The organism is Flavitalea plasmicola (genome assembly GCF_030546645.1).
Taxonomy (GTDB): Bacteria; Bacteroidota; Bacteroidia; order Chitinophagales; family Chitinophagaceae; genus Puia.
Window position 1 is genome coordinate 670687 of the sequence record NZ_JAUOTO010000001.1, and the last position, 23789, is coordinate 694475.

Consider the following 23789-nt stretch of genomic DNA (forward strand, 5'->3'; position numbering starts at 1 on the left):
GCTGATTTTTTTTCACTTAACAAGTGCACCAGCCGGCACAAACGTTTGCGTAATCAAATGAAAAAGTTACTGCGTGTATTGCTCATTGCCGGGCCCATTTCTATTTCTTATATATTTGCAGTGCACCAAAAGACTGCACATGAGACCAACCTTCTTCCTTTTCATCATTTGTATGATCGCCGCCCGGCTGCAAGCCCAATTCCCCACGATAGAGGAAAAGACCAAAGGGCTTAAAGCCTATCCCGGCTTCTTCAATTTTTACTGGGATGCACATACTGGGAAAATATGGCTGGAAATAAGCCGTCTGGACTCCGAAGTCCTTTATCAGCCCTCTCTGCCAGCCGGACTGGGCTCCAATGATGTGGGCCTCGACAGAGGATTGCTGGGCGCCGGCAGCATCGTCAGATTCAGCCGCATAGGCAATAAAGTACTGATGATCCAGCCGAACTATGACTTCCGGGCAGTCTCGAAAGACCAGGCGGAAAGACGGGCCGTCGAGCAGTCCTTTGCCCAGTCCACGCTTTGGGGCTTCACGGTAGAGGCTGAAAGCAGGAACGCCGTCCTTGTCGACGCCACTGGTTTCCTGCTCAGCGATGTGATGCAGATAGGCAACCGGCTTCGTGGCTCCCACCAGGGCAGCTATTCCCTGGATGCTTCACGCAGCGCCCTCTATCTCCCCGCCACAAAGAATTTTCCGCTGAATACAGAGATCGAATCCACCCTCAGCTTTGTCAACAACGACGGACAGCCAGGAGAATTCGTTCGCGCGGTGACCCCGTCTCCGGGGGCCATTACCCTGCGTATTCATCATTCCTTCGTGCAACTGCCCGATAACAATTACCAACCCCGTGTTTTCGACCCTCGCGCAGGCTTTTTCACCATCTCGTATTTCGACTATAGCACGCCGGTGTATGAGCAGATAGAAAAACAATTCATCTGCCGCCACCGCCTGCAGAAGCAGGACCCGGGCGCCGCATTGAGCCTGCCCGTCAAGCCCATTGTATACTACCTTGACAATGGAACCCCGGAACCCATTCGCAGCGCCTTGCTGACAGGCGCCGGCTGGTGGACAAAGGCTTTCGAGGCGGCAGGTTTTAAGGACGCTTTCCAGGTAAAGATCCTTCCCGACTCCGCCGATCCCAGGGATATCCGGTACAATATGATCAACTGGGTACACCGCTCCACCCGCGGCTGGTCCTATGGCGCCTCAGTCGTGGACCCACGGACGGGAGAGATCATCAAAGGCAATGTGACGCTGGGCTCCCTGCGCGTCCGCCAGGATTATCTCATCGCCACGGCATTGCTGGCCCCCTTTGAAAAGGGCGTTACCGTAGACACGGCCACCCCCATGATGAGAATGGCGCTCCACCGCCTCCGGCATCTGGCAGCCCACGAAGTAGGTCATACCCTTGGCCTGCTGCACAATTACATCGCCAGCGCACAGGGCCGGGCCAGCGTGATGGATTATCCTCATCCGCTCGTCAGCCTGGACAGCAAAGGCAACATCGATCTGTCGGATGCCTACACCGATGAGATAGGGGACTGGGACAAAGTGAGCATCACCTGGGGCTACCAGGAGATCCCGCAGGGCGCGGATGTTTCCACCACCCTGGACAAGGTGATAATGGACGCAGCCGCCAGGGGGCTCACATTTATTTCGGATAGAGATGCCCGTGATCCGGGCGGACTGCACCCCAACGCCCATCTGTGGGACAACGGCAAAGATCCCGTCACTGGACTACGGGAGCTGATGAAAGTAAGGGCCAAGGCACTCTCCCGTTTTGGAGAGAACAATATCCGCCCCGGCACACCCATGGCTATGCTGGAAGACGTGCTGGTACCCGTCTACCTGATGCATCGGTATCAGCTGGAGGCCGTGACAAAGGAAGTGGGAGGATTGTATTATTCGTATGCGCTGAGGGGCGACGGCCAGGTGGTCACCCGTCCCCTGACAAAAGATATTCAAATGGGTGCGCTGTCGGCAGTGGCCGATTGCATGTCCCCGGAAGTACTGGCATTGCCGGATAATATCATCCGTCTTATTCCCCCGCGTCCGGCGGGATATCGCTATACGCCCGAGCTGTTCACCCATCGCACCGGCCTGGGCTTCGACCCATTGGGTGCGGCGGAGTCGGCTGCCGACCTGGGATTATCCTTCCTGTTCAATACGGACAGGCTCAACAGGATGGTGCAATACCAGGCGGAGAACAATGGATTGGGGGTGAAGGAAATGGTTGACCTGCTGGTCAGCCGTACCTGGAAGGCCCCTCGTCTGCAGGGACTCCCGGAGCTCATCCGCCAGCAGAACGGGCAGATGCTCTTAACGTACCTGCTATCCGCCTCCGTAGATGAAAAGACTTCCTTCGCGGCCAAGGCACAGCTCAAATATAGCCTCGACAGGTTGAAACCCTTATTGGAAGATCTCCGTACAAAAAGTAAAGACACACCCGAAGAAGGAAATATATCCCTGGCATTGGAAAGACTGAAAGACCCTTCTAAAGCCAAAACCACGGTGCATTCAGTTACCACACCTCCGGGAGCGCCCATCGGCTGCGAGGATGCCTTTTAATTTATTCGCCATATTCCTCGCCCCTTCCGAGACAAACGTGCCATCCGCGCCGCAGGCGATCAGTCGTATCCCTGTATCATGGTACTTTCTATAATCATCGGGATTTTGTAGCAGGATGCCGGCAGCCTTACCGGCCTTTCGGGCCGCGTTCACCGTCGCTTGCACTGCATCCTTAAAGAGAGGATGATCGAATTGGCCGAAGATGCCTAATTCCATTGAAAGATCGGAAGGCCCGATGAAAAGAACATCGATACCTGCCAATGCTGCAATTGCGTCCAGGTGCCCGAGCACTTCCGCCGTTTCTATCTGTACGATGCCCAGGATATTTTCCTTTGCATTTTTGTAATAGTCAGAAAAGTTTTGGCCAAACCCGCTGGCGCGGACCATTTTTGCTATTCCCCTGCTGCCATCCGGGGGATAATGCAGACCGCTTGCCACAGCCGCCGCCTCCATCGCGTTTCCGATCCGGGGGACCATAACGCCTTCCGCACCCATATCCAGCACGCGGTGTATCCTTTGGCGTTGGGAGCTTTCCACCCTTATCACGGCCGCGGCAGGGGTATGCTCCAGGGCCTGTAGCTGGTGAAGCACATCCTTTTCCACTCCGGCTCCGTGCTCAAGGTCTATCAGTACCCAATCGAACCCGGACATGCCAACGATCTCCGCCGTGACGGAACTACCGAGGTTCAGCCAGCATCCATGCAGCGTTTCCCCTTTTTGAAGGCGTTTTTTTAAATTTTTCATAGCAGGTATGCAATGGTATATTTTTTTTAAAGCCCATGAGACTTTAAAATGCGCATTTTGCTATGCTAAATTGTCAATTACTTGCCGCTGACACACCTGAACCCCAAATGCTCCAGCCCGCTGTCTTCCGTTGTCTTCATCCGCCGGGATACGCGATATCCCGTACAGTAGCTCTCATTGCATAAAAAAGACCCGCCCCGGATGACCCGCTTCTTTGCAAACGGCTCATCAGGATCATAGCTCTTTGCCGGTCCTTTTGGATTCGACGCTCCTTCCGATCCTTTGTAATAATTGTTATCATAGTAGTCCGCACACCATTCCCAGGCATTGCCCGCCATATCAAAGAGGCCATATCCGTTAGGGGAGAAGGAGCCGACAGGCGCTGTAAAATAGAAGTGGTCGGCCTCCGTATTCTTATCCGGGAAATGCCCTTCCCAGAAATTACCTTTCTGGTGTCCCGTATTCACCGCCTCATTCCCCCAGGGATATACATTGTCTTTTAATCCGCCTCTTGCGGCATATTCCCATTCCGCTTCCGTAGGCAGCCGCTTGCCCGCCCAGCGACAATAGGCGATGGCGTCCAGCCAGGACACCTGCACCACCGGGTAATGCTCCTTCCCTTTCAGATCGCTGCCGGCACCGTGCGGATGCCGCCAGCTGGCGCCCTGCTGCCAGGACCACCATTGGCTATAGTCATCCAATGGCACTGCATGCGATGGAGGAGCGAACACCAGCGACGCAGGAACCAACAGGCTTTCATCCGGCTTGGGCGTGCCCGGAGGCAGATCTTTTTTCAGCTCCTCCCAATCGGGCTTCCGTTCAGCGGTGGTGATATAACCCGTCGCCTTAACAAAGGCGGCGAACTGTGCATTCGTCACTTCCGTCTTGTCCATCCAAAAGCCATTCACCGTGACCTTGTGCTTCGGGTATTCATCGGGTTGCGCCTGTCCATTGTCGCCCCCCATCCGGTAAGTACCGCCTTCGATCCATACCATGCCGGGATGTTGGGGGTCGGTCTTGCCGGCAGCCACGGCCACTGCACCTGCTGCGCCCGGAGCAAACCTCGAAGGAAGATTCGACTCACACGACACCGCCTTTGCCTTCATCGCCACCACAGTATCTTTAGCCGCCGCCGGCTGCTTGACTTCCCCACAGGACATCATCACCATCCCCAATCCCCCCGCAAAAAACCATTTACTGCAAATCATACAAATATTTTTTTTCAACATAATCTTCCTCTTCATATCCAACCTCCGGCGCCTCACCCACCTCCGCTTGCAGCTTGTGGCTTGCAGCTTGCAGCTCTTCATATCCAACCTCCGGCACCTCACCCACCTCCGCTCGCAGCTTGTAGCTTGCAGCTTGAGGCTCTCCGCTCACAGCTCGCAGCTGTTCATCCCCCACTTCCGGCCCCCCGGCCGACAGCTCGCTGCCCGCCTTCCGGGACTTGAAAATCGGCCATAGGAACTGCGCATACCATTCCTCGCCCTGGTAATACGACAACCCAAAAGTTGCAGGATATCGCCGCGTGATGATCCCCGTACCAAAGATAACATCCCATATAAAGAACATATTCCCGAAATTTCCTTTATAGTGACCCACTCCGTCGTCATTGCTTGCCGCATGATGCGCATGATGCGTAGCCGGTGTGGAGATCAGCCGCTCTAATACCCAGGCGACGGGATGCAGCCATTTCCTGCTGTATAAAGGCTTGTCCCAGGGAATGCTGGAATGGGCGGCCATCGTGATCAGGGATTTTACGCCTGTCACCAGCAGGGCCGCATATCCCAGTCCAAGGTACACCAACGCCGCCGTAAGATAGATCTGGGAAAAAAAGATCGTGTATATGATATTCTGACGGCCGGCCATCGCCATTCCCATGTAAGGCGCCGAATGATGCGTCCGGTGGAACCGCCAGAGAAAAGGTACCTGGTGATGTAGCCGGTGATACCAGTATTGCGTGAGGTCATCCGCCACCGCCACGATGAGAAAACCCCAGAACAAAGGCACCCAGGCAAATACATTCTTCAATCCCGGCAGCAATACAGGCAGCAGCCATAACGTGAAATATACCACGGCCGGCCGGATAAACACCTTGGGCCCGATGAAACAAACGATATCCAGTATCCTTTCATTCCGGCTCCACTTTTTCTCATAGAGCCCCAGCAGGAACTCGGCAATGCCCACGATCACCGTCAGCACCGGTAGCCCCCAGGTACTGAGATTTTCGAAGATGGCTTTTACCACCGGGATAGAAGGCTTTACCGCAGGCCTTAACCAGGGCTTATCCCCCGTGATAGACAAGTAAGCCGCCAGTAGCAGCACCGGCAATGCATACAGCAGTAGGCTGATGGACGCGTCCCGAAGGATCTTACGACCTGTTTCTTTTTTCAACGACATAAAAATGGTTTTAGAAATGTTGAATGAGCTTTAATCCGACAAAAAAGATGAGAAAAGGGATCACTGCGACAACAATGCCGACCAGGATCTTTTTGGCCAGTATCACGGCATCATGGTAAGTCATCATAATTTTTTTTAAAAGGCCCCCTCTCCAAAATGAAAGAGAGGGCCATGGGTTAGAGAATTATCTCGTTTGATGGATCCTTCTGTGGAAAACATCATCCCAGTCGATGAAAGGGTAGATATTGTATTTCCGGGCATTTTCATCAAACAATGCCTTTAACGCTTCCAGCTTCTCCGGGTATTTTTTCGCCAGGTCGATGCGCTCGTTAAAGTCCTCGTTGAGATTATACAGCTCCCAGACGTCCTTGTCATATCCATGCTCGGAAGCGCCGGGGCCTCCAAAAGTTACCCCGCTGCGCAACAGGTCCAGTATATCGGGATGATGGAGCGTTTCAGCCTTCCAGCCATCTTTGTAGATGGAGCGCGCCCCGAAAATATAATAGTACTGCTCGGTATGTCGCGAAGGGGCCTTGGCGTCCGCAAACGAATAGACCAGCGAAGTACCCTGGATGCTGTCCTGCGCAATACCCCGTATGGCGGTGGGCGCCTTGATCCCGACGAACTCCAGGGTGGTAGGCAGCAGATCGATGACATGCCCGTATTGCGTGCGGATCTCGCCCTTGAAGGGTATCCCTTTGGGATAGAACGCGATCAATGGGTTGCGTGTGCCTCCTTCGGAATTGGCATCCTGTTTCCAATATTTGAACGGCGTGTTGGCGGCCTGCGCCCAGCCCAGGGGATAATTGGTCTGTTTGCCATCCGGCGTTCCGATCTCGCCGATCTTATCTAAATTGTCTTTTACGGCCTGCTCATCAGGCGGAGCCTTGGCGAAGATCTCCTTGCTGATCACACCATGGAAAGTGCCTTCCTTGCTTGCGCCATTGTCGCCGATGATGACGAAGATCAAAGTATTGTCCAACTGCCCCGACTCCTTTAAGAAGTTCACCAGTCTGCCAACCTCGAAATCCGTATAGGTGAGATAGCCCGCATAGACTTCCATAAATCGGGCATAGAGCTTTTTCTGGTTGGCAGACAAAGTATTCCAGGCGGGGATGTTCTGATTGCGTTCCGGCAATTGTGCCGCCGCCGGTATGATGCCTTTCTTCTTTTGATTTAAAAAGACCTTTTCCCGGAAAGCATCCCAGCCATCGTCAAACTGGCCTTTGTAGGCATCGCTCCAGGACTTTTCCACCTGGTGGGGCGCGTGTGTAGCGCCGGGCGAATAATAGAGGAAGAAGGGTTTGTTCGGCGCCGCTTTCTTCTGCCGCTGGATATAGCTGATGGCCTTGTCTGTGATCTGGGCGCTCAGATGCCTGCCATCGGGCGTCACATGCGCATTGTCTTCCACCAGGTCCGGCACATACTGATCTGTCTGTGATCCGAGGAAGCCGAAGAAATGTTCGAATCCCTTGCCGCTGGGCCACCGGTCGAAAGGCCCGGCATCCGTGGCATCCTCATCCGGCGTCAGCCCGTATTTCCCTACGGCAAATGTGTTGTAGCCATTGTCCCGGAGGATCTCCGCCACCGTGCCGTCACGGGAGGGTATCCGGCCGTCGTATCCGGGAAATCCTGCCGAAAGTACCGTATGGGAAAAACCTCCTTCATGCACCGAATGATGATTGCGGCCCGTGAGCAAGGCTGATCGGGTAGGGGCGCAGATACCCGCCGTATGAAAGTTCGTATATCGCAATCCGTTGCCGGCCAGGCTATCGAACGTAGGGGTGCGGATGACACCGCCGAAAGTGCTGCTGGCGCCAAACCCTACGTCGTCCAGTATGACCCACACGACATTGGGCGCTCCTGCGGGCGGCTTGACGGATGGTGCCCACCATTCTTTTGATTCAGCCAGCGTCTTGCTCACCACTCCCTGGTAAGGTTGCTGCTCCTGCGCCGCTGCATCTGAAAAAGCCAGGCTTCCGCCCGCCAGTATCATCCAACTAAAGATCCTCTTCTTATACATTTTTTAATTTTTGTTGAGAACGGTCAGGGCGCGCGCTTCAGACTGGGCCACCGCACCGTCCAGGTTAATGAATCCGTATGCATGATTGTACTGCTGTCCCGCGGAAAGCACCCATTGCAGAAATGAAGTGACATACCCCTCCCGGTCGCCCTTGCGGACCAGGACATTTACATTTTCCAGCGGTATCCGGGGATGATGGGTCCGCTCGATGAAGCCCAGCACTTCATCGAGCGATGCGTAAACGTTCTCGTCCGCATCGGTGCGCCCGTTCTCATTCAGGTCGATGGGTATGATGGCGATGCTATCCACGGGCTTCCTGGTAGCGAGGTCATACAGAAAGCCGAGGTTATTATACGAGATGCCGCTGGGATCTCTTTTCACGGCCTCCAGGAGGTCCCTGTCGTCTCCCGTGACGCCCCTGCCTTTTATGTCCTGCTGCCCGTTGCCGAAATGGTTGGCAAAAGCGATGCTGGCGCAGGCCGGCTGCTGCCGTTTGTAAACGGTGAAGGTATAGAGGGAGGGAATAGATTCCTGCCTGACGGAGAAATACACCTGCCGGAAAGCCGAGTCATTGAATCCCCTGGCCTGCAGGGCAGCCACGTCTGGCCGCCGGCTGCTCACCACCGGCAGCTGCGCATACCGGGTAACCGCGATGGCCGTCTGGTCCTCCTTCACGTCGGTGGACTGCAGGGTATGAGAGACGATCAGCACGTCCGCACTGTCCGCAGGCACCTTGCTGATCCGGAACTTCACTTCTGGATGCAGCTTCGTGTACTCATCCGCCCATTTTTGAAAGAGCGGATAGGCAAGCCGGGTGCCCGTTATCCGGACGGTCCGGGAAGGCTGCGCCAGCGAGGACGCCAGGAGACCCAGCCAGCCAAGGAAAAAGAATGATAGTTTTTTCATAACATTGTTTTTTTAAGGATGACTTATTTGATCAAAGCCTGTGTCTCGCTGCCATTGGGATGATGAATCCTTTTGTTATATACATCATACCAGGAGATCAGGGGGTAGAGATGGTTCTTCTCCGCCTGCTCGTCGAATTTCTTTTTCAGATCGGCTAATTTTTCCGGGAATTTCTTTGCCAGGTCGACCCGTTCGTTGAAATCTTCATTGAGATTATACAGCTCCCATACATCTTCATCGAAAGACTTGTCTGCGATGGTCTGCCCCGGCTTGAAATCGAAGTCTACATTGTCGGGATGATGCGCCGCCTCCGCCTTCCAGCCATTGTAGTAGATGCTGCGGGAGCCGAAGATATAATAGTGCTGTACCAGGTGACGGGAAGCGGCCCCTCCGTCATTGAAGGAATAGGCCAGCGAAGTCCCTTGCACGGAATCCTGCTTGATTCCCCTGATAAATTCAGGCTTAGCCAGGCCCACCAGCTCAAGCGTAGTTGGCAGCAGGTCGATGACATGCCCATATTGAGGACGGATACCGCCCTTGTCCCGGATACCCTTCGGATAAAAGGCGATGAGCGGATTGTGCGTGCCTCCTTCGGCATCCGCATCCTGCTTCCATTCGCGGAATGGCGTATTGGCGGCCTGCGCCCAACCCAGGGGGTAGTTGGTAAAGCCCTGAGCCGTGCCGATGGAATCGATGTCTGCCAGGTTCGACTGTAAATAATCCGCCTCCGTCTTCAGCCGCGCGGAATTTTTCTTTGGTTCGATAACGCCTTCCACGGTCCCTTCCTTGCTGGCCCCATTGTCTCCGATGATGACAAAGATCAGGGTGTTGTCCAGCTGCCCGGCTTCTTTCAGGAAGTTCACCAGCCTGCCGATCTGGTAGTCTGTATAGGTGAGGTATCCCGCATACACTTCCATAAATCGGGCGAATAGTTTGCGTTGGTCTGCCGTCAACGCGTTCCATGCCTGGATGCGCGCATTGCGGGCCGGCAGCTGTGCATACGCCGGTACGATTCCCAGCTTCTTCTGGTTCGCCAGCACTTTTTCCCGGAAAATATCCCAACCCTCGTCGAACTTCCCCTTGTATTGGTCGCTCCAGTATTTGTCCACCTGGTGAGGCGCGTGTGTCGCCCCTGGGGAATAATACAGGAAGAAAGGCTTTCCCGGCGCGATCTTCTCATGACGGGTGAGATAGCTGATGGCCTTATCCGTTATCTGCTCATTGAGATGCCGCCCGTCAGGCGTGACATGGGCATTGTCCTCCACCAGGTCCGGCTTGTACTGATCCGTTTGAGAGCCGAGGAAGCCAAAGAAATGATCGAAACCCTTCCCCGTAGGCCAGCGATCAAAGGGGCCTACATCCGTGGCGTCCTCGTCCGGCGTCAGGCCATATTTGCCCACGGCATAGGTGTTATAGCCGTTTTGCCGCAGTATTTCCGCAATCGTTCCGTCATTGGAAGGGATACGGCCATCATAACCCGGAAAGCCCGCCGATAGGGAGATATGTGAAAAGCCTCCTTCGTGGACAAAATGGCTGTTGCGGCCCGTGAGCAGCGCGGAGCGGGTAGGGGCGCAGATGGCGCAGGTGTGGAAGTTGGTATAACGCAGACCATTGTTCGCCAGGCTATCGAACGTAGGCGTCCGGATCACACCGCCGAAAGCGCTGCTCGCGCCGAATCCTACATCGTCCAGTATGATCCACACGACATTGGGCGCCCCCGCGGGAGGTTTGGCAGGCGATGCCCACCATTCTTTCGAGTCGGCCAATGTCTTGCCCACCACTCCCTGGTAGGCCGGCGCATCCTGCGCCCTTAATTCAACCACACATAAAGAGGCCGCAATAACTAGCAACACACCTAAAAAAAATTTTCTTTTCATATAAATCTATTTTATCACTTAATCAAACCCCTTGCAGCTTGCAGCTTGTAGCTTGCAGCTCGCAGCTCGCCGCTCACCGCTCGCCGCTCGCAACTCACTCCCACCCGGGGTTTTGTTTAAAATTGGGATTACGTCCCCCATACAGGTCGATCTCCGTCTGGGGAATGGGAAATAAAGTGTCTTTTAAGGTGGCGGCAGCCTTGGGATTGCCCACCATGCTATGAACATTCTGTAAATAATACTGCCCGGGACCCAGGTCCGTCCTTCTCACCAGGTCGAACCAACGCTGGCTCTCCTGGATGAATTCCTTCCTTCTTTCTGTAAAGACAGCATCCCTGAAATCGGATGCGCTCAGGCCGGCCGGCAGATCATAAGTATGATCAGTATAGCCTCCATTGGCCGTATAGGAGTTATAGGCCCTGGCGCGCACGATATTGATGGCGGCATAAGCATCCGCCGTAGGTGCGCCGTTGAGCTCATTCAATGCTTCTGCATACAGCAGCAATACTTCGGCATACCGGATCACAGGAAAATTCACCTTACTGTTGGCGCCTTGCGTGCCTTGCAACGCAGTGACGAAGCCTGAACTCTGATCGACGAACTTGAGGAAGTTGAAGAAAGGCCATTGCACCCATTTGCCGGTTGTCTGGTTGAACAGCGAATCATAAAAAGTGGCGCTTCTTCGCTGATCGGTGAGATCGAAGAGGTGCACCACGCTGCTGTCCGCGGGAATGTCGGCCGTATAGGCGGAATTGCTCCAGGTGAACGAGCTCAAAGTATTGGTGCTGGTAAAGCCGCCCGCCGTGCCGTTGAATTGCGCCGAGAAGACATGCTCTTTCCCATTCTTGGTACCCGGCTGAAAAGCGTCGGAAAATTTGACGAACAGATCATAGCCATAATTGCCCGAAGTGGCATCCGACAGGCCCGCCGTACCGGCTGTGATGACCTTCTTCAGCTCGGTGACCGCGTTGCTCCAGTCCCGCCGCGTTACGTACACTTTAGCCAGCAAGGCATGCGCCGCACCGCTGGTGGCCCTTCCTACATTCACCCCTGTATAGCCGGCAGGCAGCGCAGTGGCCGAATCCAGGTCGACGATGATCTGCTGGTAGACGGAATCCCGGGAAGTCCGGCTTACCAGCTCCCCGGCGTTGGCCACCGTACCCTGGTCGTGTAACACAAGCGGCACGGGCCCAAAAAGGCGGACAAGGTCGAAATACAGAAGCGCACGGATAAAACGGGCCTCCCTGACAAGGTTGGCGGCAGAATGGGAGGGATCCACAAACTGGGTGGCCGGTATGGCCGGGATCCTGTCGATGGCGATATTCGCCCGGTTGATGCCCCAGTACAGCTGTGCGTAGATCTTATGCACCCTGTCATTGGTGGCGACATACGTAGCCGTACCCAATGCACGCACGTCCGGGTTGGTATTGGAAGGGCTATACACCTGGTTATCGCTGGTATTGTCCACGATCAGGTTGAGATTACGGCCATAAACAGGAAAATCATTGTTGATGTCCGTGGTCAAAGTGCTGTATACGGCCGTCACTGCGGCAACAGCGTCGCTTTGTGTCTGATAAAAGTTTTCAGGGGTAAGACTTCCTTGCGGATGCTCGCTCAGTTTCTTGCAGGAGAACAACAAGACCCCCAGGGAAAAGAAGAGTATTTTTTGCATGTTCATATCTTTAATGATTAAAAGGTCACATTGAGACCCACCGTATAGGTCCTGTAATTCGGATAAACTCCATAATCAATGCCTGGCTGCAGGTTGTTCTGATCATAGAAATTGGCCTCGGGGTCGAGCCCTTTGTATTGGGTGATGGTCAGAAGGTTTTGCGCCGATACATAGACCCTCACTTGTTTGGCGCGTATCCGGGCAGCGACGTCCTTTGAAAGGTTATAGCCCAGGGTGATATTCTTCAGCCGTATATAGGTGCCGTCCTCGATGTAGATGTCGGCCACCTGGACCACGGGCGCATTGACCACTTTGGGAGATCTGCCCCGGGGATTGGCAACGGAGTCCCACCTGTCCAGCAGTGCCGTGGAGACATTCTGGGTAGTGGTGGTTTTTTCCAGCTGCTGCTGCAGCAGGTTGAACAGCTTATTGCCGAAAGACCCCTGGAAAAAGACCGAAAGATCAAAGTTCTTATACGTCAAGTTATTATTCAGGCTGGCCGTGAACTTGGGCTGGGCATTGCCCAGGGGGTGCTTGTCCGCCGTCGTCACCGCGCCATCACCCGTTATGTCCACATATTTCCTGTCACCCGTCACCTGCGAAACGCCCGAAAGCTTAGGCGCCGTCTTGGAACCATAGACATCGCTCGTGGTCAAAAGCCCTGCCGTGCTGTACCCCCAGAAAGTACCCACCGGCAATCCCACCTTCACGATCACGGGAGACACCTGACCGGTGGGAGCGACGGGGAAGAAAGCGTTGCTGGGCCCCAGGTTCAGGATCTTGTTGCGATTGGCGGCATAAATGAGCGAGGATTTCCAGGTGAAGTCCCGTGCCCGGATATTTTCCGTATTGATGGTGATCTCTACCCCTTTGTTTTCCAGGCTTCCGATGTTCTCCGAGGCGGATGCATAGCCGGAAGATAAGGGGATCAGCCCGGCCCCGCTGATAAATAAGCTGGTTGTTTTTTTATAGTATACGTCGGCAGTCAGCTGGATACGGCGGCCCAGCAGGCTGGCGTCGACCCCCGCATTGTATTGTGTCGTGGTCTCCCAGCTGAGATCAGGGTTGGATAGTTGAGTAGGCGCGAGTCCATTCGTGCCGGCCAGGGGACTGCCCAGGTAATAGCCATAGGAAGTGATGGTGGCCAGGGAGCTGTAAGACGGGAAATTCGCGTTGCCCACGCTGCCCGCCGTCAGCCGCAGCTTCAGGCTGTTGATGGTCCTGCCAGCTTTTTCAAAGAATCCTTCATCCGATACGTTCCATGAAAGCCCGATGGAAGGAAAGAACCCCCATTTCTTGTTCGCACCGGCGGGGGATGCGCCATCCGCCCTTCCGGCAAGGGTCAGATTGTATTTATGCTGGAAAGAATACGAGACCCTGCCGAGCCAGGAGTTCCTGGTTTGCTGGGCTTCACCCGACCCTGTCACTTTGTTGACGGACGCATTGTACAGATTGTTATAGGTGGTGGCATCCGAAGGGAAGGATTGTCCTGCCAGGAAGGTGTTCTCGGATTTTTGATATTGCGTGGTGTAGCCCGCCAGTACATCCAGGAAATGTTTTGACTGGAAAGCGTGGCTATAGGCGATGGTGTTCTCATTCAGCCAGCTGAGATAGTTTACGGTACCTACAGATCCCGACCCCGTGATCGTACCGCCGTTATTGCCCAGGTTGGTGTAGGAAGGGGCATAATAGTTCAGCTTGGTATTCAGCTGATCCACACCAAAAGTGGATTTTAACGTCAGGTCGCTGGTGAGCTTATACTCGCCGGAGATATTTGCCAGCACGTGGGAGAGCTTTGACTGGTTGGTGGTGGATACGATGTCCAGGATGGAATTGTCGCCGAATTGCTGCCCGCTGATGGTATTCAGGGTGGAATTGATGGCCGGCTGCGGGGAAGTATTATAGGTGCCATCCGCATTTTTCACCGTCTGCAGCGGATTGTTCATGTATAAAGAGGAGAAGGCGTTGCCAAAGCCGATGCCGTTGTAGGCGGCCCCCGTCAGCTTGTTCTCGATGGAATTGCTGCCGAAGATGCTGGTGGCGAGCTTAAAGTCCTTCGAGTAATTCTTCTCATAATTGAACCTTCCCGAATACCGGGTGAAATCGGAGGCCACCACGATGCCTTTTTGAGAGAAGTAGTTGCCCGAAAAGGAATACCTGGACTTTTCATCCCCTCCGTACACCGTCAGCTGGTGGTTTTGCTGCGTGCCGGTCCGGAGCGCGGCGTCTACCCAATTCCCGTTGACGCCGGCGGCGCCCAGGGAGTCGATGAATTTCTTGTTGGCGGCAAGCCCCGCCTGAATAGAAGGCGTTGCCTTATACAGGTCGTCAAATAGATGGGCCCACTGGCTGCCATTCAGGACCGATAAGGTCTTGCCGGCCCGCTGAAAACCATAGGTGCCGCTATAGGATATATTATTGCTGTTACGGGTGCCTCGCTTTGTGGTGATGATCACTACGCCATTGGCGCCCCGGGACCCGTAGATGGCCGTCGCGGACGCATCTTTCAATACATCGATGGTTTCTATGTCGGAAGGGTTGATAGTGGACAGGCCGTTGGAGGAGACGCCCGTTACGGATGGCACCGTTCCGGAGGTGGGGGTCAGGTTGGTAAGACTGTTGTCATTGTAATAAATAAAGCCGTCGATGACAAATAAAGGATCATTCCCAAAGCTTAATGAATTGCCGCCCCGGACCCTGATGGTGGCAGTGGCGCCGGGCTGGCCGGAGCTCTGGCTGACGACGACGCCGGCTACGGCTCCCTGCAGCAGGTTGTCAAAAGAGGAAGTAGGCCGGGCCAGGATGTCTTTCGGTACCGTGGCCACCGCACCCGTGATATCGCTGCGCCGCTGTGTGCCATAGCCCACGACCACCGCTTCGGTGAGCGAGGCGTTGCCGCCTTTCAATTGAATGACCAGCTCTCCATAGCTGTTGACAGGCACTTCCCGCCCCTGGTAGCCCACATAGCTGATGATATAGGTCAGGGGAACACGTTGGCCCGTAATGAATTTGAACTCACCGGTGTTGTCGGTCAATACCTCGTGCGTGGTGCCCTTGATATGGACGGTGGCGCCTGCAAGAGGCTCCTTTGTTTTTTCATCGATCACCCTTCCCCAGAGGGATACATTGGTGGTTTGCGCCTGCGCGCGGGAAAATAGGAGCAAAAAGATCCAGGAGGTATATTTTATATACCTTTGAAATAGATTCATGTTAATGATATTTTGTCGTTAATGTTAATCCGATGCAGATCAGTAAGTGATTGGCGTTACGGACTGATCTCATCCCCTCACCCGGTAAGCAGCAATGCCTGCCGGGCTTTTTTATGACCCTTCCACTCTCATAACTGGTATTTTAAGGTGAATAATGATGGCGCAATCCCTGGTGTACACAATGGACAAATAGGAAAGGAGAAGATCTGCTAACAACAACAACAGCATATCTTCAGGAGAATGCCGCTATATAAACTTTTAAGAATGATAGCCTTAGAAGAGAAATCAATATGAGCAGTTGTCGGTGCCATAAACAATGGGCATTGTTGGTACATATATGGTTCGGAACAAAGATAATAGAAAATCTATTAGTCTACAAAATTAGTAGGGAAATAAAATAAACCTTTGCCCGCCTGCCGAAGGTGGTCCTCAGGGAAACGTTACGACCGCATTGTTGAGGGGGAACATCCGCCTGTGAACGACGGACGTTGTCTGTGTTTTGGGCTGCCAGGGCTCACCGGTGTCAAGAAGTCCCGTGTCCTCTATCACACCCGACTGGGTAAAGCGCTCCAATACATAGGGTATGCCTTCCGAGGCCAGGGGCGAATTGCCATCCGTCAGCTGAAAGTGCAGGTGCGGCGCATCGGAGTTGCCTGAATTGCCAAGGAGACCAAGCGCCTGGCCCGCCTTCACCCGCTGCCCCGGCTTGACTTTAAAGCTCCCTGGCTGCAGGTGGGCATAGAGGGCATACCGTCCCTGTCCCAGATCGAGGATCAGGTAGTTGCCGACAATATTGTCGAGCGTGATCTTACGGCCGTCACGCTCGCTGCTGCCAGTATTATCGGGAAGACTGTCTTTAAGCGCCGATACACGTCCGTCCGCCACCGCAAGCACCTCCGCTCCATAACAATAGAAATTCTTATTGGACATGGCATCGCCGTGAAATAAACGTTTATCGGGGCCAAGACACATCCAGTCGATGGCAAATCGCTCGGCGATTCGTTCTTTCCCGTCCACGGGGTTGTATGCACGCCGGTGGTCTTCACTGGAAAGTGCGTTGAATGCGACCCATGACGCTCCGCGAAGGGGAGCGTGCAGGACAATGGAAGGAGTGCGGTCAACAGCAACAACGGGGCCATTAATAATGTTCTGGATGGATCCGCCGCTTCTGAGGGGAATGGAGAGCAGGAGCCGGTGACGGAGCTCCGCCGGCGATCGCATGCCGCTGTCCAATGTCAGATCCAGGAAGATCACCACACTGCGGCCACCGTTCACCGTACGCAGCCTGGCGGCGCTATCGGCAGGACCGATGGCCATCAACAGCTTGTCCAGCTCCTCATGGTGATAGCTGGCCAGGGGTCTGGTGCTGTCGCCGCCAAAGACGTCAAGGCCGAAAAATTCAATAGGGGCCGTACTGAAATTAGTGATACGGAGCTCGTATACGAGGCGGATACGGCCTTCGGCCAGCACGGGCTGTGGTGCGGGACCGGAGGTTATGTCGACGGGAAAGGCCGAATGCGATTGTGAAAGGCCGCGGAGGTTACATACCAGGATAAGCGCTCCAGCGATAAACAGGCCCCTGATCCGCTGCGGATCCGGCCAGGACAGGTTGTGCATAGGTGCTTCCATTTAATTATATGGGAATGTATGATTTTTTCCCCGGAATGACGTATACCCATCATCTACCCGTAGCAAAGTCATGAAGACTACTGACCATGATCATGCATAGGCTATCCACGCACGACTACTTTTACACCACCAAACAACAAACGATCATTTAAATCAAAATCATTTCAATCATGAACAGGATAACACCTTCCACCGCCAAAATGATGCTGACCGCGGCATTGCTTTCGGCTTTGCTTCTCCTGCGCGCCCTCGCTTCGAATGCGCAGACCAATTATTCCAGCAGCACCGTGGACCTGGTGATCAGCGGCACTTCCACGCTCCACAACTGGGACATGAAGTCCGTCAAAGCCAATTGTACGGCCTCTTTCAACCAGAACAGCGCAGGCCAGGTGACAGAACTTACGGCGCTAAGTTTCTCCACCCCCGCCACCGCCCTGAAAAGCGAGCATACCTCCATGGATAACAACGCTTACAAGGCCCTGAAAACCGATAAGAACCCCGCCATCACCTATACGATGACCTCGGCTACGGTGACCAACGGGAATGGAGGAACCATCATTGTACAAAGCAAAGGCAAGCTGACCATTGCCGGCGCCACCCGTGACGAAGAGATCGTCGCAACCGTGAAACCCAATGCCGATAATACGTTGACGGTATCGGGCAGCCGCACCATCAGTATGAAAGACTTCAGTATGCAGCCGCCCACTTTTATGATGGGCACCATCAAGACCGGCAACGACGTCACCCTTAAATTCAGCCTGATCCTGAAAAAAATATAAACAACCCTTCAAACAATTATTACAACATCTTTTTAAATCAAATTTTATGACACACAATCTCCCAAAACAAATTGCACGTTGGATACTCTTCGCACTTACCCTGCTACCCGTGGCCGCATTTGCCCAGCTTTTGCAGGGACAGGTTCCCAACATGCGCCCTTATGACAAGTCTGGCATCAATGTCTTCGAACCAGCAAAAGACAGCTCAGTTTTCACAGGTCCTACTTTACGTGTCGGCGCAGGCTTCACGCAGGAATTCCAGAACCTGAAACACGAGAATAATTCAGATAAAGTTCCAGGCAACGTCCTGTACAAGATCTCTCCGGGATTCAATACAGCGATGGCTAACCTGTATACGGACTTCCTCCTGGCTGACGGCATCCACCTGAATGTGACTTTGTATCTTTCTACCCGTCACCATAATGAGGCCTGGGTAAAAGGCGGATATATTCAATTCGACAAGCTGCCCTTTAAAGGCGAATTCTGGAGCGATGTGATGAAGAACACGACCATTAAGATCGGGCATTTCGAGATCAACTACGGCGACGCGCACTTCCGCAGGACTGACGGCGGACATGCACTGTACAATCCCTTCATTGAAAGCTATATCGTTGATGGCTATGGAACGGAGATTGGTGGCGAAGTGCTCTATCAACGCAACGGTCTGTTCGGAATGGTTGGATTGACCAATGGTATGATGAAAGGAAACGTGGACTCCGTCGCTGTGACTACGGCCAATGGCAATATCAAAAAGAACCCTGCCATCTATGGCAAGCTGGGGATCGACAAAAAACTGAATGACCTGGTCCGCGTGCGTTTGTCCGGCAGCTACTACCATATCAACAGCAGCCCTACGAATGACCTGTACAACGGGGACCGCGCTGGCTCCAACTACTTCATGGTGATGGAAAAACCCTATGTCACACCTCCCAGTGGAACAGGCGCCTATGCGGGCGACGGCTTCAGCGGAAGGCTGAACCCCGGTTTCGGATATAAAGTGGACGCCTTTATGGTGAATGGATTTGCCAAAGTCTCCCACTTTGAAGTATTCGGTACCCTGGAACATGCTCAGGGAAGGGGCAGCACTGAAACGACCAACCGCCAGTTCACCCAATATGCAGTAGATGGCCTGTACAGGTTTGGAAGGTCCGAAAATCTCTTCATCGGCGCCCGGTACAACAATGTCCTGGCTGAGCTGAAAGGGCTTCCCGTTCCAGTGACCATTGACCGGCTGTCTTACTCCGCCGGCTGGTTCCTCACCAGCAATATTCTCCTGAAAGGCGAATATGTCACACAGAAGTACAAAGATTTCCCGACATCGGATGTTCGCAACAGCGGGAAATTTGACGGATATGTAATAGCAGCAACCATCGGATTCTAAGTACCTCATCTGAAATCCACGAAAATGTACCTTCTCCGGTTTATAGTTATCATCAGCGTGTATGTCTCGACAGGGGCATACACGCTCTATTCTTCCAACCCGGTGAAGAGCAAATGGCTGGTAGATAGGACCAGTTCCATCAGCATCGCAGGCAGCACCAATGTCAACCGTTTTTGCTGCCAGGTGAATGAGTATACAGGTCCCGATACCATTACCCTGAACCCGGCCGGGGCGTCCTTCCTGGGGACGCTGTCGGTCAATATCGAAGACTTTAATTGCAACAACCGCATAATGACGGGAGAGTTCAAAAGAACCTTGAAATACCATGATTATCCCCGCCTTACCATCCGGTTTATCAGCCTGGAGAAAATGCCATCCTTTGGCGTCGCAGCGGAATCTGTGAAAGGATCTGTCGAAGTGGAGCTGGCAGGGATTTCCCGGAAGTTTGAGGTTATGTACTCTGCCTGCAGGAAGAATGAAGGAAATGTGGAGCTCGTTGGCTACAGGGTATTTGGTTTTTCAGATTTCGGGTTAGTGCCTCCCCATAAGATGGGCGGGCTTATCCGGGTCAATGACAAGCTGGACGTCCAGTTCCGGCTTCAACTACATCAAATTAATCAATAGATCATCATGTCAAAAGATCAATATATATCTGCTGAAGAAGCCCTCCGCCAGGTGCGGACCGGGGACAGGGTCTTTATCCATGGCAGCGCGGCTACTCCCGTACACCTGGTAAAAGCCCTGCAGGCAAGGCACCACGAGCTGCATCACGTCGAGCTGGTAAGTATCACTACCCTGGGCGACCTGGATTTCGACAATCCGCTCTACAGGGGAAGCTTTTTTTATAATTCCCTTTTTGTCTCTGCCTGCACGCGGTCAGTCGTCAATAGCCTGGACGGTGATTATGTACCCATTTTTCTCAGCCAGATACCGCAGCTGTTTACAAAGAATATCCTTCCCCTGGACGTGGCCCTCATCCAGGTGTCCCCGCCTGATGAACATGGCTACTGTTCCCTGGGAACCTCGGTAGATGTTGCCCGGGCAGCCGTAGATGTGGCTCGTCATGTCATCGCACAGGTGAACCCCCGCATGCCTCGTACCCACGGGGATGGCTTTCTCCATGTCCGGGATATCGATGCCCTCGTTTGGCACCAGGCTGAGCTGCCCGAGACGGATTATTCCGGCAAGTCCAATATCATCGTTGAGAAGATAGGGGAGAACATCGCCTCCCTGATCGAGGACGGCGCCACCTTGCAGCTGGGCATCGGCAATATACCGGACCAGGTGCTGCGGAACCTCACAGGGCATAAAGACCTGGGGCTGCATACCGAAATGCTGTCCGACGGCGTCATCCCCCTCATCGAACGCGGAGTGATCAACAATCGCCGGAAGAAGCTCAACCCCGGTTATTCCGTTACCAGCTTTATCAACGGCACCCGCCGCATCTTCGACTTTGTCGATGACAATCCCGAAATGCGGGTGATGGATATCGCCTATGTGAATGATACCAGCATCATCCGGCAAAATCCGAAAGCCACCGCCATCAACAGCGCGATCGAAATAGACCTGACTGGCCAGGTATGTGCCGATTCCATGGGTACTTATCAATATTCGGGCATTGGCGGCCAGATGGATTTTATCAGGGGAGCTTCCCTGTCGGAGAATGGGCTCCCGATCATAGCATTGCCCTCCGTGACCGCTTCCGGCATATCGCGCATCGTTCCCTTCCTGAAGGAAGGTGCCGGCGTAGTCACCACCCGGGGACATGTGCATTGGGTCGTCACGGAGTACGGGAAAGTCGATCTGTTCGGTAAGAACCTGAAGCAAAGAGCCCATGCGCTGATACAGATCGCGCACCCCGCGCATCGCGAATGGCTGGAAAAGGCTTTTTACCAACGTTATAAATCAACTACAATACACAATTAAAAATAATTATATGTTGCCAAAAACAATGAAAGCTGCCGTCGTTCGTGCATTCGGGCAGCCCCTGCAGATAGAGCAAAGACCCGTCCCCGAACCTAAGGCCCACCAGGTGCTGGTGAAAGTGATCGCCAGCGGCGTTTGTCACACCGACCTTCACGCCGCCAGCGGCGACTGGCCCGTCAAGCCTAAGCTGCCGCTGGTGCCCGGCCACGAAGCCATCGGCTATGTCGCGGCAGCCGGACCGGAAGTAACAAATGTAAAGGAAGGCGATATCGTAGGTGTGCCCTGGTTATACAGCGCCTGCGGATGCTGCGAATATTGCACGACGGGCTGGGAAACCTTATGCGAACAGCAGCAGAATGGTGGCTACAGCGTCGACGGAGGCTATGCCGAGTATGTCATCGCAGATGCCCGCTATGTCGGCCGCTTCCCTTCCGGTATCAACTTTATCGAGATGGCGCCCATCATCTGTGCCGGCGTCACCGTGTATAAAGGCCTGAAAGAGACGGAAACAAAACCCGGGCAATGGGTAGCCATATCCGGTATCGGCGGCCTGGGGCACCTGGCTGTCCAATATGCCAGGGCCATGGGGCTGCGGGTCGCAGCCATCGACATCGACGACGACAAGCTGCAACTGGCAAAAGACCTCGGCGCCAGCCTGACGGTGAACGCCCTCAAAGAGGATCCGGGCGCCTTCCTGAAGAAAGAGACAGGCGGCATGCACGGGGTGCTGGTTACGGCCGTTTCACCCATCGCATTCCGGCAGGGACTGTCCGCATTAAGACGCAAAGGGACACTGTCACTCAATGGTCTTCCCCCCGGGAGCTTCGACCTGCCTATTTTCGAGACTGTGCTCAACCGCCTGACGGTGAGGGGCTCTATTGTGGGCACCCGCCAGGACCTGCAGGAAGCCATCGACTTTGCCGTACAGGGAAAAGTTAAAGCTACGGTCCACACAGCCTCCCTGGAAGCCATCAATGGGGTCTTCGATGAAATGAGAGCCGGCGATATCCAGGGGCGCATCGTGATGAAGATCGCGGAACCCTGATAAGGCATGACGAAGATCATATCCGCATAAAACAATGGTCATATTCCCGTTCACGCTATGAAATTATTTTGCCATGGGAGCACATACTATGAAGTCAATAAATACCCGGCAGCTTCTGCTCAAAGAAGTGCAGGAGGAATTCAGCAGAAATTATCCCTACCTGAAAATAGATTTTACCAGGGGGAAGGGAGAGAAACGGGTTGCTTCCATAAATGGCGCTGGCAAAACAGATGGCGCCAGCCAGCCGGACGACCAGGGCGAGTCAATAAGATCTGCCGCACAAAAGCTGCTGTGGACCGATTTCGGCGTTTCGGACAATATGAAGGTCAGTGAGTTGGAAGTGCTGCTACAGTACGAGTTCGGCCTGCCTGCGCAAGTGCTGCGAAAGAGCGGCAACCTCTGGCTGGAAACTTCCATGACCGACCATTGGACCCTTCGCCAGCAAAACGATCGCGGTCAGGACATGGCATTGGGATTTGCATAATACCCCTCCCTAATATAAGAGATTATTGAGACGGCTGAGGTCCGTGATCCGGATCTTGCCGTCCTTGATCTCGATGAGTTTTTCAGATTTGAAATCGCTGAGTGTTCGAATAAGCGACTCCGTCGCCGTACCGACATACTGCGCGATGTCCTCCCTGCTTATATCCAGCGCCTGCCCTGGCTTCGCCCCGCCTTCCTCCTTATTGAACTTGGCATGGATATCCACCAGCGCCTTGGCCACCCGCTTGCGCAGCGATCCATAGGCAAGGCTGAGTAGCCGCTCCTCCTTCTCCTGCACATTCTGGGCGATCAGGCGGATGAACTTCGTAGCCACCGTAATATCGTTAAAGACACCATTGACGAACTCGTCCCGGGGGACCATCACCACTTCGGCATCTTCCAGGACAACAGCCGTATCCTCATAGTTTTTACCTTCCAGCAATGGAAGATAGCCTATGAAGTCGCCCGCAGCATAAAAATTAGTAATATATTCTTTGCCGTCATCGTTCACCCTGGAGGCTTTTATCTTTCCTTTCTTCAGGTAATAGAGCACTTTGGGCCGCTTGCCTTCCGAATACAAAGTGAGCTTTTTGGCCAGGTCCTCCGTCTCATAGGTATCCAGCTGCATATTCAGGAGGCCGGAGCTGTTCAGGTCCTTGATCAGCTCGCTCACGCCTTTCTCATCTGGCGCATATTTGGATTGAAGAACGTCATATTTCTTCAGGCGCACCTCTATGGCATTCAATAATTCGATGTCATCGAAAGGTTTGGTGATGTAATCGTCCGCGCCCATCTCCATGCCCTTCCTGAAATCGCCCCGCTCCGTCTTTGCCGTCAGGAAGATGAAGGGTATGTTTTCCGTTGCCGCATTCTTCCGCAGCAGATGCAATACGCCATAACCATCCAGCTCCGGCATCATAATGTCGCAGATGACCAGGTCGGGTTTTTCCCTGATCGCCGCTTCCACCCCCCGTTTGCCATTCTCCGCCGTAAAAGTCTCATATCCTGCCAGTGAAAGGATCTCGGCTATATTTTCACGAATGTCGTCATGGTCGTCGATCACGAGCAATCTGCGCATGGATGATTTATTTTAAATTTCAGGCAGTAAGTTACTAAAAGGTAAAAATTTCCGCAATAATATAAATT

Annotated in this window: 17 protein-coding genes; 7 read left to right on the forward strand and 10 right to left on the reverse strand. The window is 53.7% G+C overall.

The annotated features are described in order from the left end of the window. Window positions 1–139: 139 nt before the first annotated feature. Window positions 140–2569 carry a zinc-dependent metalloprotease gene (locus Q4E93_RS02575; protein ID WP_303582522.1) on the forward strand — a complete coding sequence of 810 codons (2430 nt, stop codon included), beginning with the start codon at window positions 140–142 and terminating at the stop codon, window positions 2567–2569. Here the strand turns inward: Q4E93_RS02575 and Q4E93_RS02580 are convergent. The 9 genes from Q4E93_RS02580 to Q4E93_RS02620 form a co-directional block, all read right to left on the reverse strand. Then, complete coding sequence (locus tag Q4E93_RS02580) at window positions 2519–3313, reverse strand: HpcH/HpaI aldolase family protein (protein ID WP_303582523.1); 795 nt, start codon at window positions 3311–3313, stop codon at window positions 2519–2521. The genes Q4E93_RS02575 and Q4E93_RS02580 overlap by 51 nt on opposite strands. 77 nt (window positions 3314–3390) lie before the next feature. Beyond that, entirely contained in the window at window positions 3391–4521 is a 1131-nt protein-coding gene (locus tag Q4E93_RS02585) for a formylglycine-generating enzyme family protein (protein ID WP_303582524.1), read from the reverse strand. Further along, a complete protein-coding gene (locus tag Q4E93_RS02590; protein ID WP_303582525.1) occupies window positions 4508–5713 on the reverse strand; it encodes a sterol desaturase family protein in 1206 nt (401 codons plus the stop codon). Before Q4E93_RS02590 ends, Q4E93_RS02585 begins: the two co-directional genes overlap by 14 nt. Window positions 5714–5897: 184 nt before the next feature. Then, a complete protein-coding gene (locus tag Q4E93_RS02595) occupies window positions 5898–7736 on the reverse strand; it encodes an arylsulfatase (protein ID WP_303582526.1) in 1839 nt (612 codons plus the stop codon). A gap of 3 nt (window positions 7737–7739) precedes the next feature. Continuing rightward, window positions 7740–8642 carry a type 2 periplasmic-binding domain-containing protein gene (locus tag Q4E93_RS02600; RefSeq protein WP_303582527.1) on the reverse strand — a complete coding sequence of 301 codons (903 nt, stop codon included), beginning with the start codon at window positions 8640–8642 and terminating at the stop codon, window positions 7740–7742. 23 nt (window positions 8643–8665) lie between these two features. Further along, complete coding sequence (locus tag Q4E93_RS02605; protein WP_303582528.1) at window positions 8666–10519, reverse strand: arylsulfatase; 1854 nt, start codon at window positions 10517–10519, stop codon at window positions 8666–8668. Window positions 10520–10613: 94 nt separating this feature from the next. After that, window positions 10614–12191 carry a RagB/SusD family nutrient uptake outer membrane protein gene (locus Q4E93_RS02610; protein ID WP_303582529.1) on the reverse strand — a complete coding sequence of 526 codons (1578 nt, stop codon included), beginning with the start codon at window positions 12189–12191 and terminating at the stop codon, window positions 10614–10616. 17 nt (window positions 12192–12208) lie between these two features. Continuing rightward, window positions 12209–15400, reverse strand: coding sequence for a SusC/RagA family TonB-linked outer membrane protein (locus tag Q4E93_RS02615; RefSeq protein ID WP_303582530.1), 3192 nt, complete (start codon window positions 15398–15400; stop codon window positions 12209–12211). Between the two features lie 429 nt (window positions 15401–15829). After that, window positions 15830–17017, reverse strand: coding sequence for a M23 family metallopeptidase (locus tag Q4E93_RS02620; RefSeq protein WP_303582531.1), 1188 nt, complete (start codon window positions 17015–17017; stop codon window positions 15830–15832). A 182-nt stretch (window positions 17018–17199) separates the two neighbouring features. Here Q4E93_RS02620 and Q4E93_RS02625 point away from each other — a divergent pair, with 182 nt between their 5' ends. From Q4E93_RS02625 to Q4E93_RS02650, 6 genes are all read left to right on the forward strand, one after another. Beyond that, window positions 17200–17808 (forward strand): YceI family protein, encoded by a 609-nt coding sequence (locus Q4E93_RS02625; RefSeq protein ID WP_303582532.1) that lies wholly within the window; start codon window positions 17200–17202, stop codon window positions 17806–17808. 46 nt (window positions 17809–17854) lie between these two features. Next, on the forward strand, window positions 17855–19189 hold the full coding sequence (locus tag Q4E93_RS02630; RefSeq protein WP_303582533.1) for a hypothetical protein: 1335 nt from the start codon (window positions 17855–17857) through the stop codon (window positions 19187–19189). 24 nt (window positions 19190–19213) lie between these two features. After that, window positions 19214–19813 carry a hypothetical protein gene (locus Q4E93_RS02635; RefSeq protein WP_303582534.1) on the forward strand — a complete coding sequence of 200 codons (600 nt, stop codon included), beginning with the start codon at window positions 19214–19216 and terminating at the stop codon, window positions 19811–19813. Window positions 19814–19819: 6 nt separating this feature from the next. Next, on the forward strand, window positions 19820–21115 hold the full coding sequence (locus Q4E93_RS02640; protein ID WP_303582535.1) for an acetyl-CoA hydrolase/transferase family protein: 1296 nt from the start codon (window positions 19820–19822) through the stop codon (window positions 21113–21115). A 10-nt stretch (window positions 21116–21125) separates the two neighbouring features. Next, on the forward strand, window positions 21126–22160 hold the full coding sequence (adhP, locus tag Q4E93_RS02645; RefSeq protein ID WP_303582536.1) for an alcohol dehydrogenase AdhP: 1035 nt from the start codon (window positions 21126–21128) through the stop codon (window positions 22158–22160). Between the two features lie 88 nt (window positions 22161–22248). After that, window positions 22249–22644 (forward strand): hypothetical protein, encoded by a 396-nt coding sequence (locus Q4E93_RS02650; protein ID WP_303582537.1) that lies wholly within the window; start codon window positions 22249–22251, stop codon window positions 22642–22644. Between the two features lie 9 nt (window positions 22645–22653). Here the strand turns inward: Q4E93_RS02650 and Q4E93_RS02655 are convergent, their stop codons facing one another. Next, window positions 22654–23721 carry a response regulator gene (locus Q4E93_RS02655; RefSeq protein ID WP_303582538.1) on the reverse strand — a complete coding sequence of 356 codons (1068 nt, stop codon included), beginning with the start codon at window positions 23719–23721 and terminating at the stop codon, window positions 22654–22656. Window positions 23722–23789 lie beyond the last annotated feature (68 nt).

Excerpts from the sequence above, each read along its gene's own strand:
- Q4E93_RS02575 (WP_303582522.1), top strand. The coding sequence starts at position 140 with ATGAGACCAACCTTCTTCCTTTTCATCATTTGTATGATCGCCGCCCGG.
- Q4E93_RS02580 (WP_303582523.1), bottom strand. The coding sequence starts at position 3,313 with ATGAAAAATTTAAAAAAACGCCTTCAAAAAGGGGAAACGCTGCATGGA.
- Q4E93_RS02585 (WP_303582524.1), bottom strand. The coding sequence starts at position 4,521 with ATGATTTGCAGTAAATGGTTTTTTGCGGGGGGATTGGGGATGGTGATG.
- Q4E93_RS02590 (WP_303582525.1), bottom strand. The coding sequence starts at position 5,713 with ATGTCGTTGAAAAAAGAAACAGGTCGTAAGATCCTTCGGGACGCGTCC.
- Q4E93_RS02595 (WP_303582526.1), bottom strand. The coding sequence starts at position 7,736 with ATGTATAAGAAGAGGATCTTTAGTTGGATGATACTGGCGGGCGGAAGC.
- Q4E93_RS02600 (WP_303582527.1), bottom strand. The coding sequence starts at position 8,642 with ATGAAAAAACTATCATTCTTTTTCCTTGGCTGGCTGGGTCTCCTGGCG.
- Q4E93_RS02605 (WP_303582528.1), bottom strand. The coding sequence starts at position 10,519 with ATGAAAAGAAAATTTTTTTTAGGTGTGTTGCTAGTTATTGCGGCCTCT.
- Q4E93_RS02610 (WP_303582529.1), bottom strand. The coding sequence starts at position 12,191 with ATGCAAAAAATACTCTTCTTTTCCCTGGGGGTCTTGTTGTTCTCCTGC.
- Q4E93_RS02615 (WP_303582530.1), bottom strand. The coding sequence starts at position 15,400 with ATGAATCTATTTCAAAGGTATATAAAATATACCTCCTGGATCTTTTTG.
- Q4E93_RS02620 (WP_303582531.1), bottom strand. The coding sequence starts at position 17,017 with ATGCACAACCTGTCCTGGCCGGATCCGCAGCGGATCAGGGGCCTGTTT.
- Q4E93_RS02625 (WP_303582532.1), top strand. The coding sequence starts at position 17,200 with ATGAACAGGATAACACCTTCCACCGCCAAAATGATGCTGACCGCGGCA.
- Q4E93_RS02630 (WP_303582533.1), top strand. The coding sequence starts at position 17,855 with ATGACACACAATCTCCCAAAACAAATTGCACGTTGGATACTCTTCGCA.
- Q4E93_RS02635 (WP_303582534.1), top strand. The coding sequence starts at position 19,214 with ATGTACCTTCTCCGGTTTATAGTTATCATCAGCGTGTATGTCTCGACA.
- Q4E93_RS02640 (WP_303582535.1), top strand. The coding sequence starts at position 19,820 with ATGTCAAAAGATCAATATATATCTGCTGAAGAAGCCCTCCGCCAGGTG.
- adhP (WP_303582536.1), top strand. The coding sequence starts at position 21,126 with ATGTTGCCAAAAACAATGAAAGCTGCCGTCGTTCGTGCATTCGGGCAG.
- Q4E93_RS02650 (WP_303582537.1), top strand. The coding sequence starts at position 22,249 with ATGAAGTCAATAAATACCCGGCAGCTTCTGCTCAAAGAAGTGCAGGAG.
- Q4E93_RS02655 (WP_303582538.1), bottom strand. The coding sequence starts at position 23,721 with ATGCGCAGATTGCTCGTGATCGACGACCATGACGACATTCGTGAAAAT.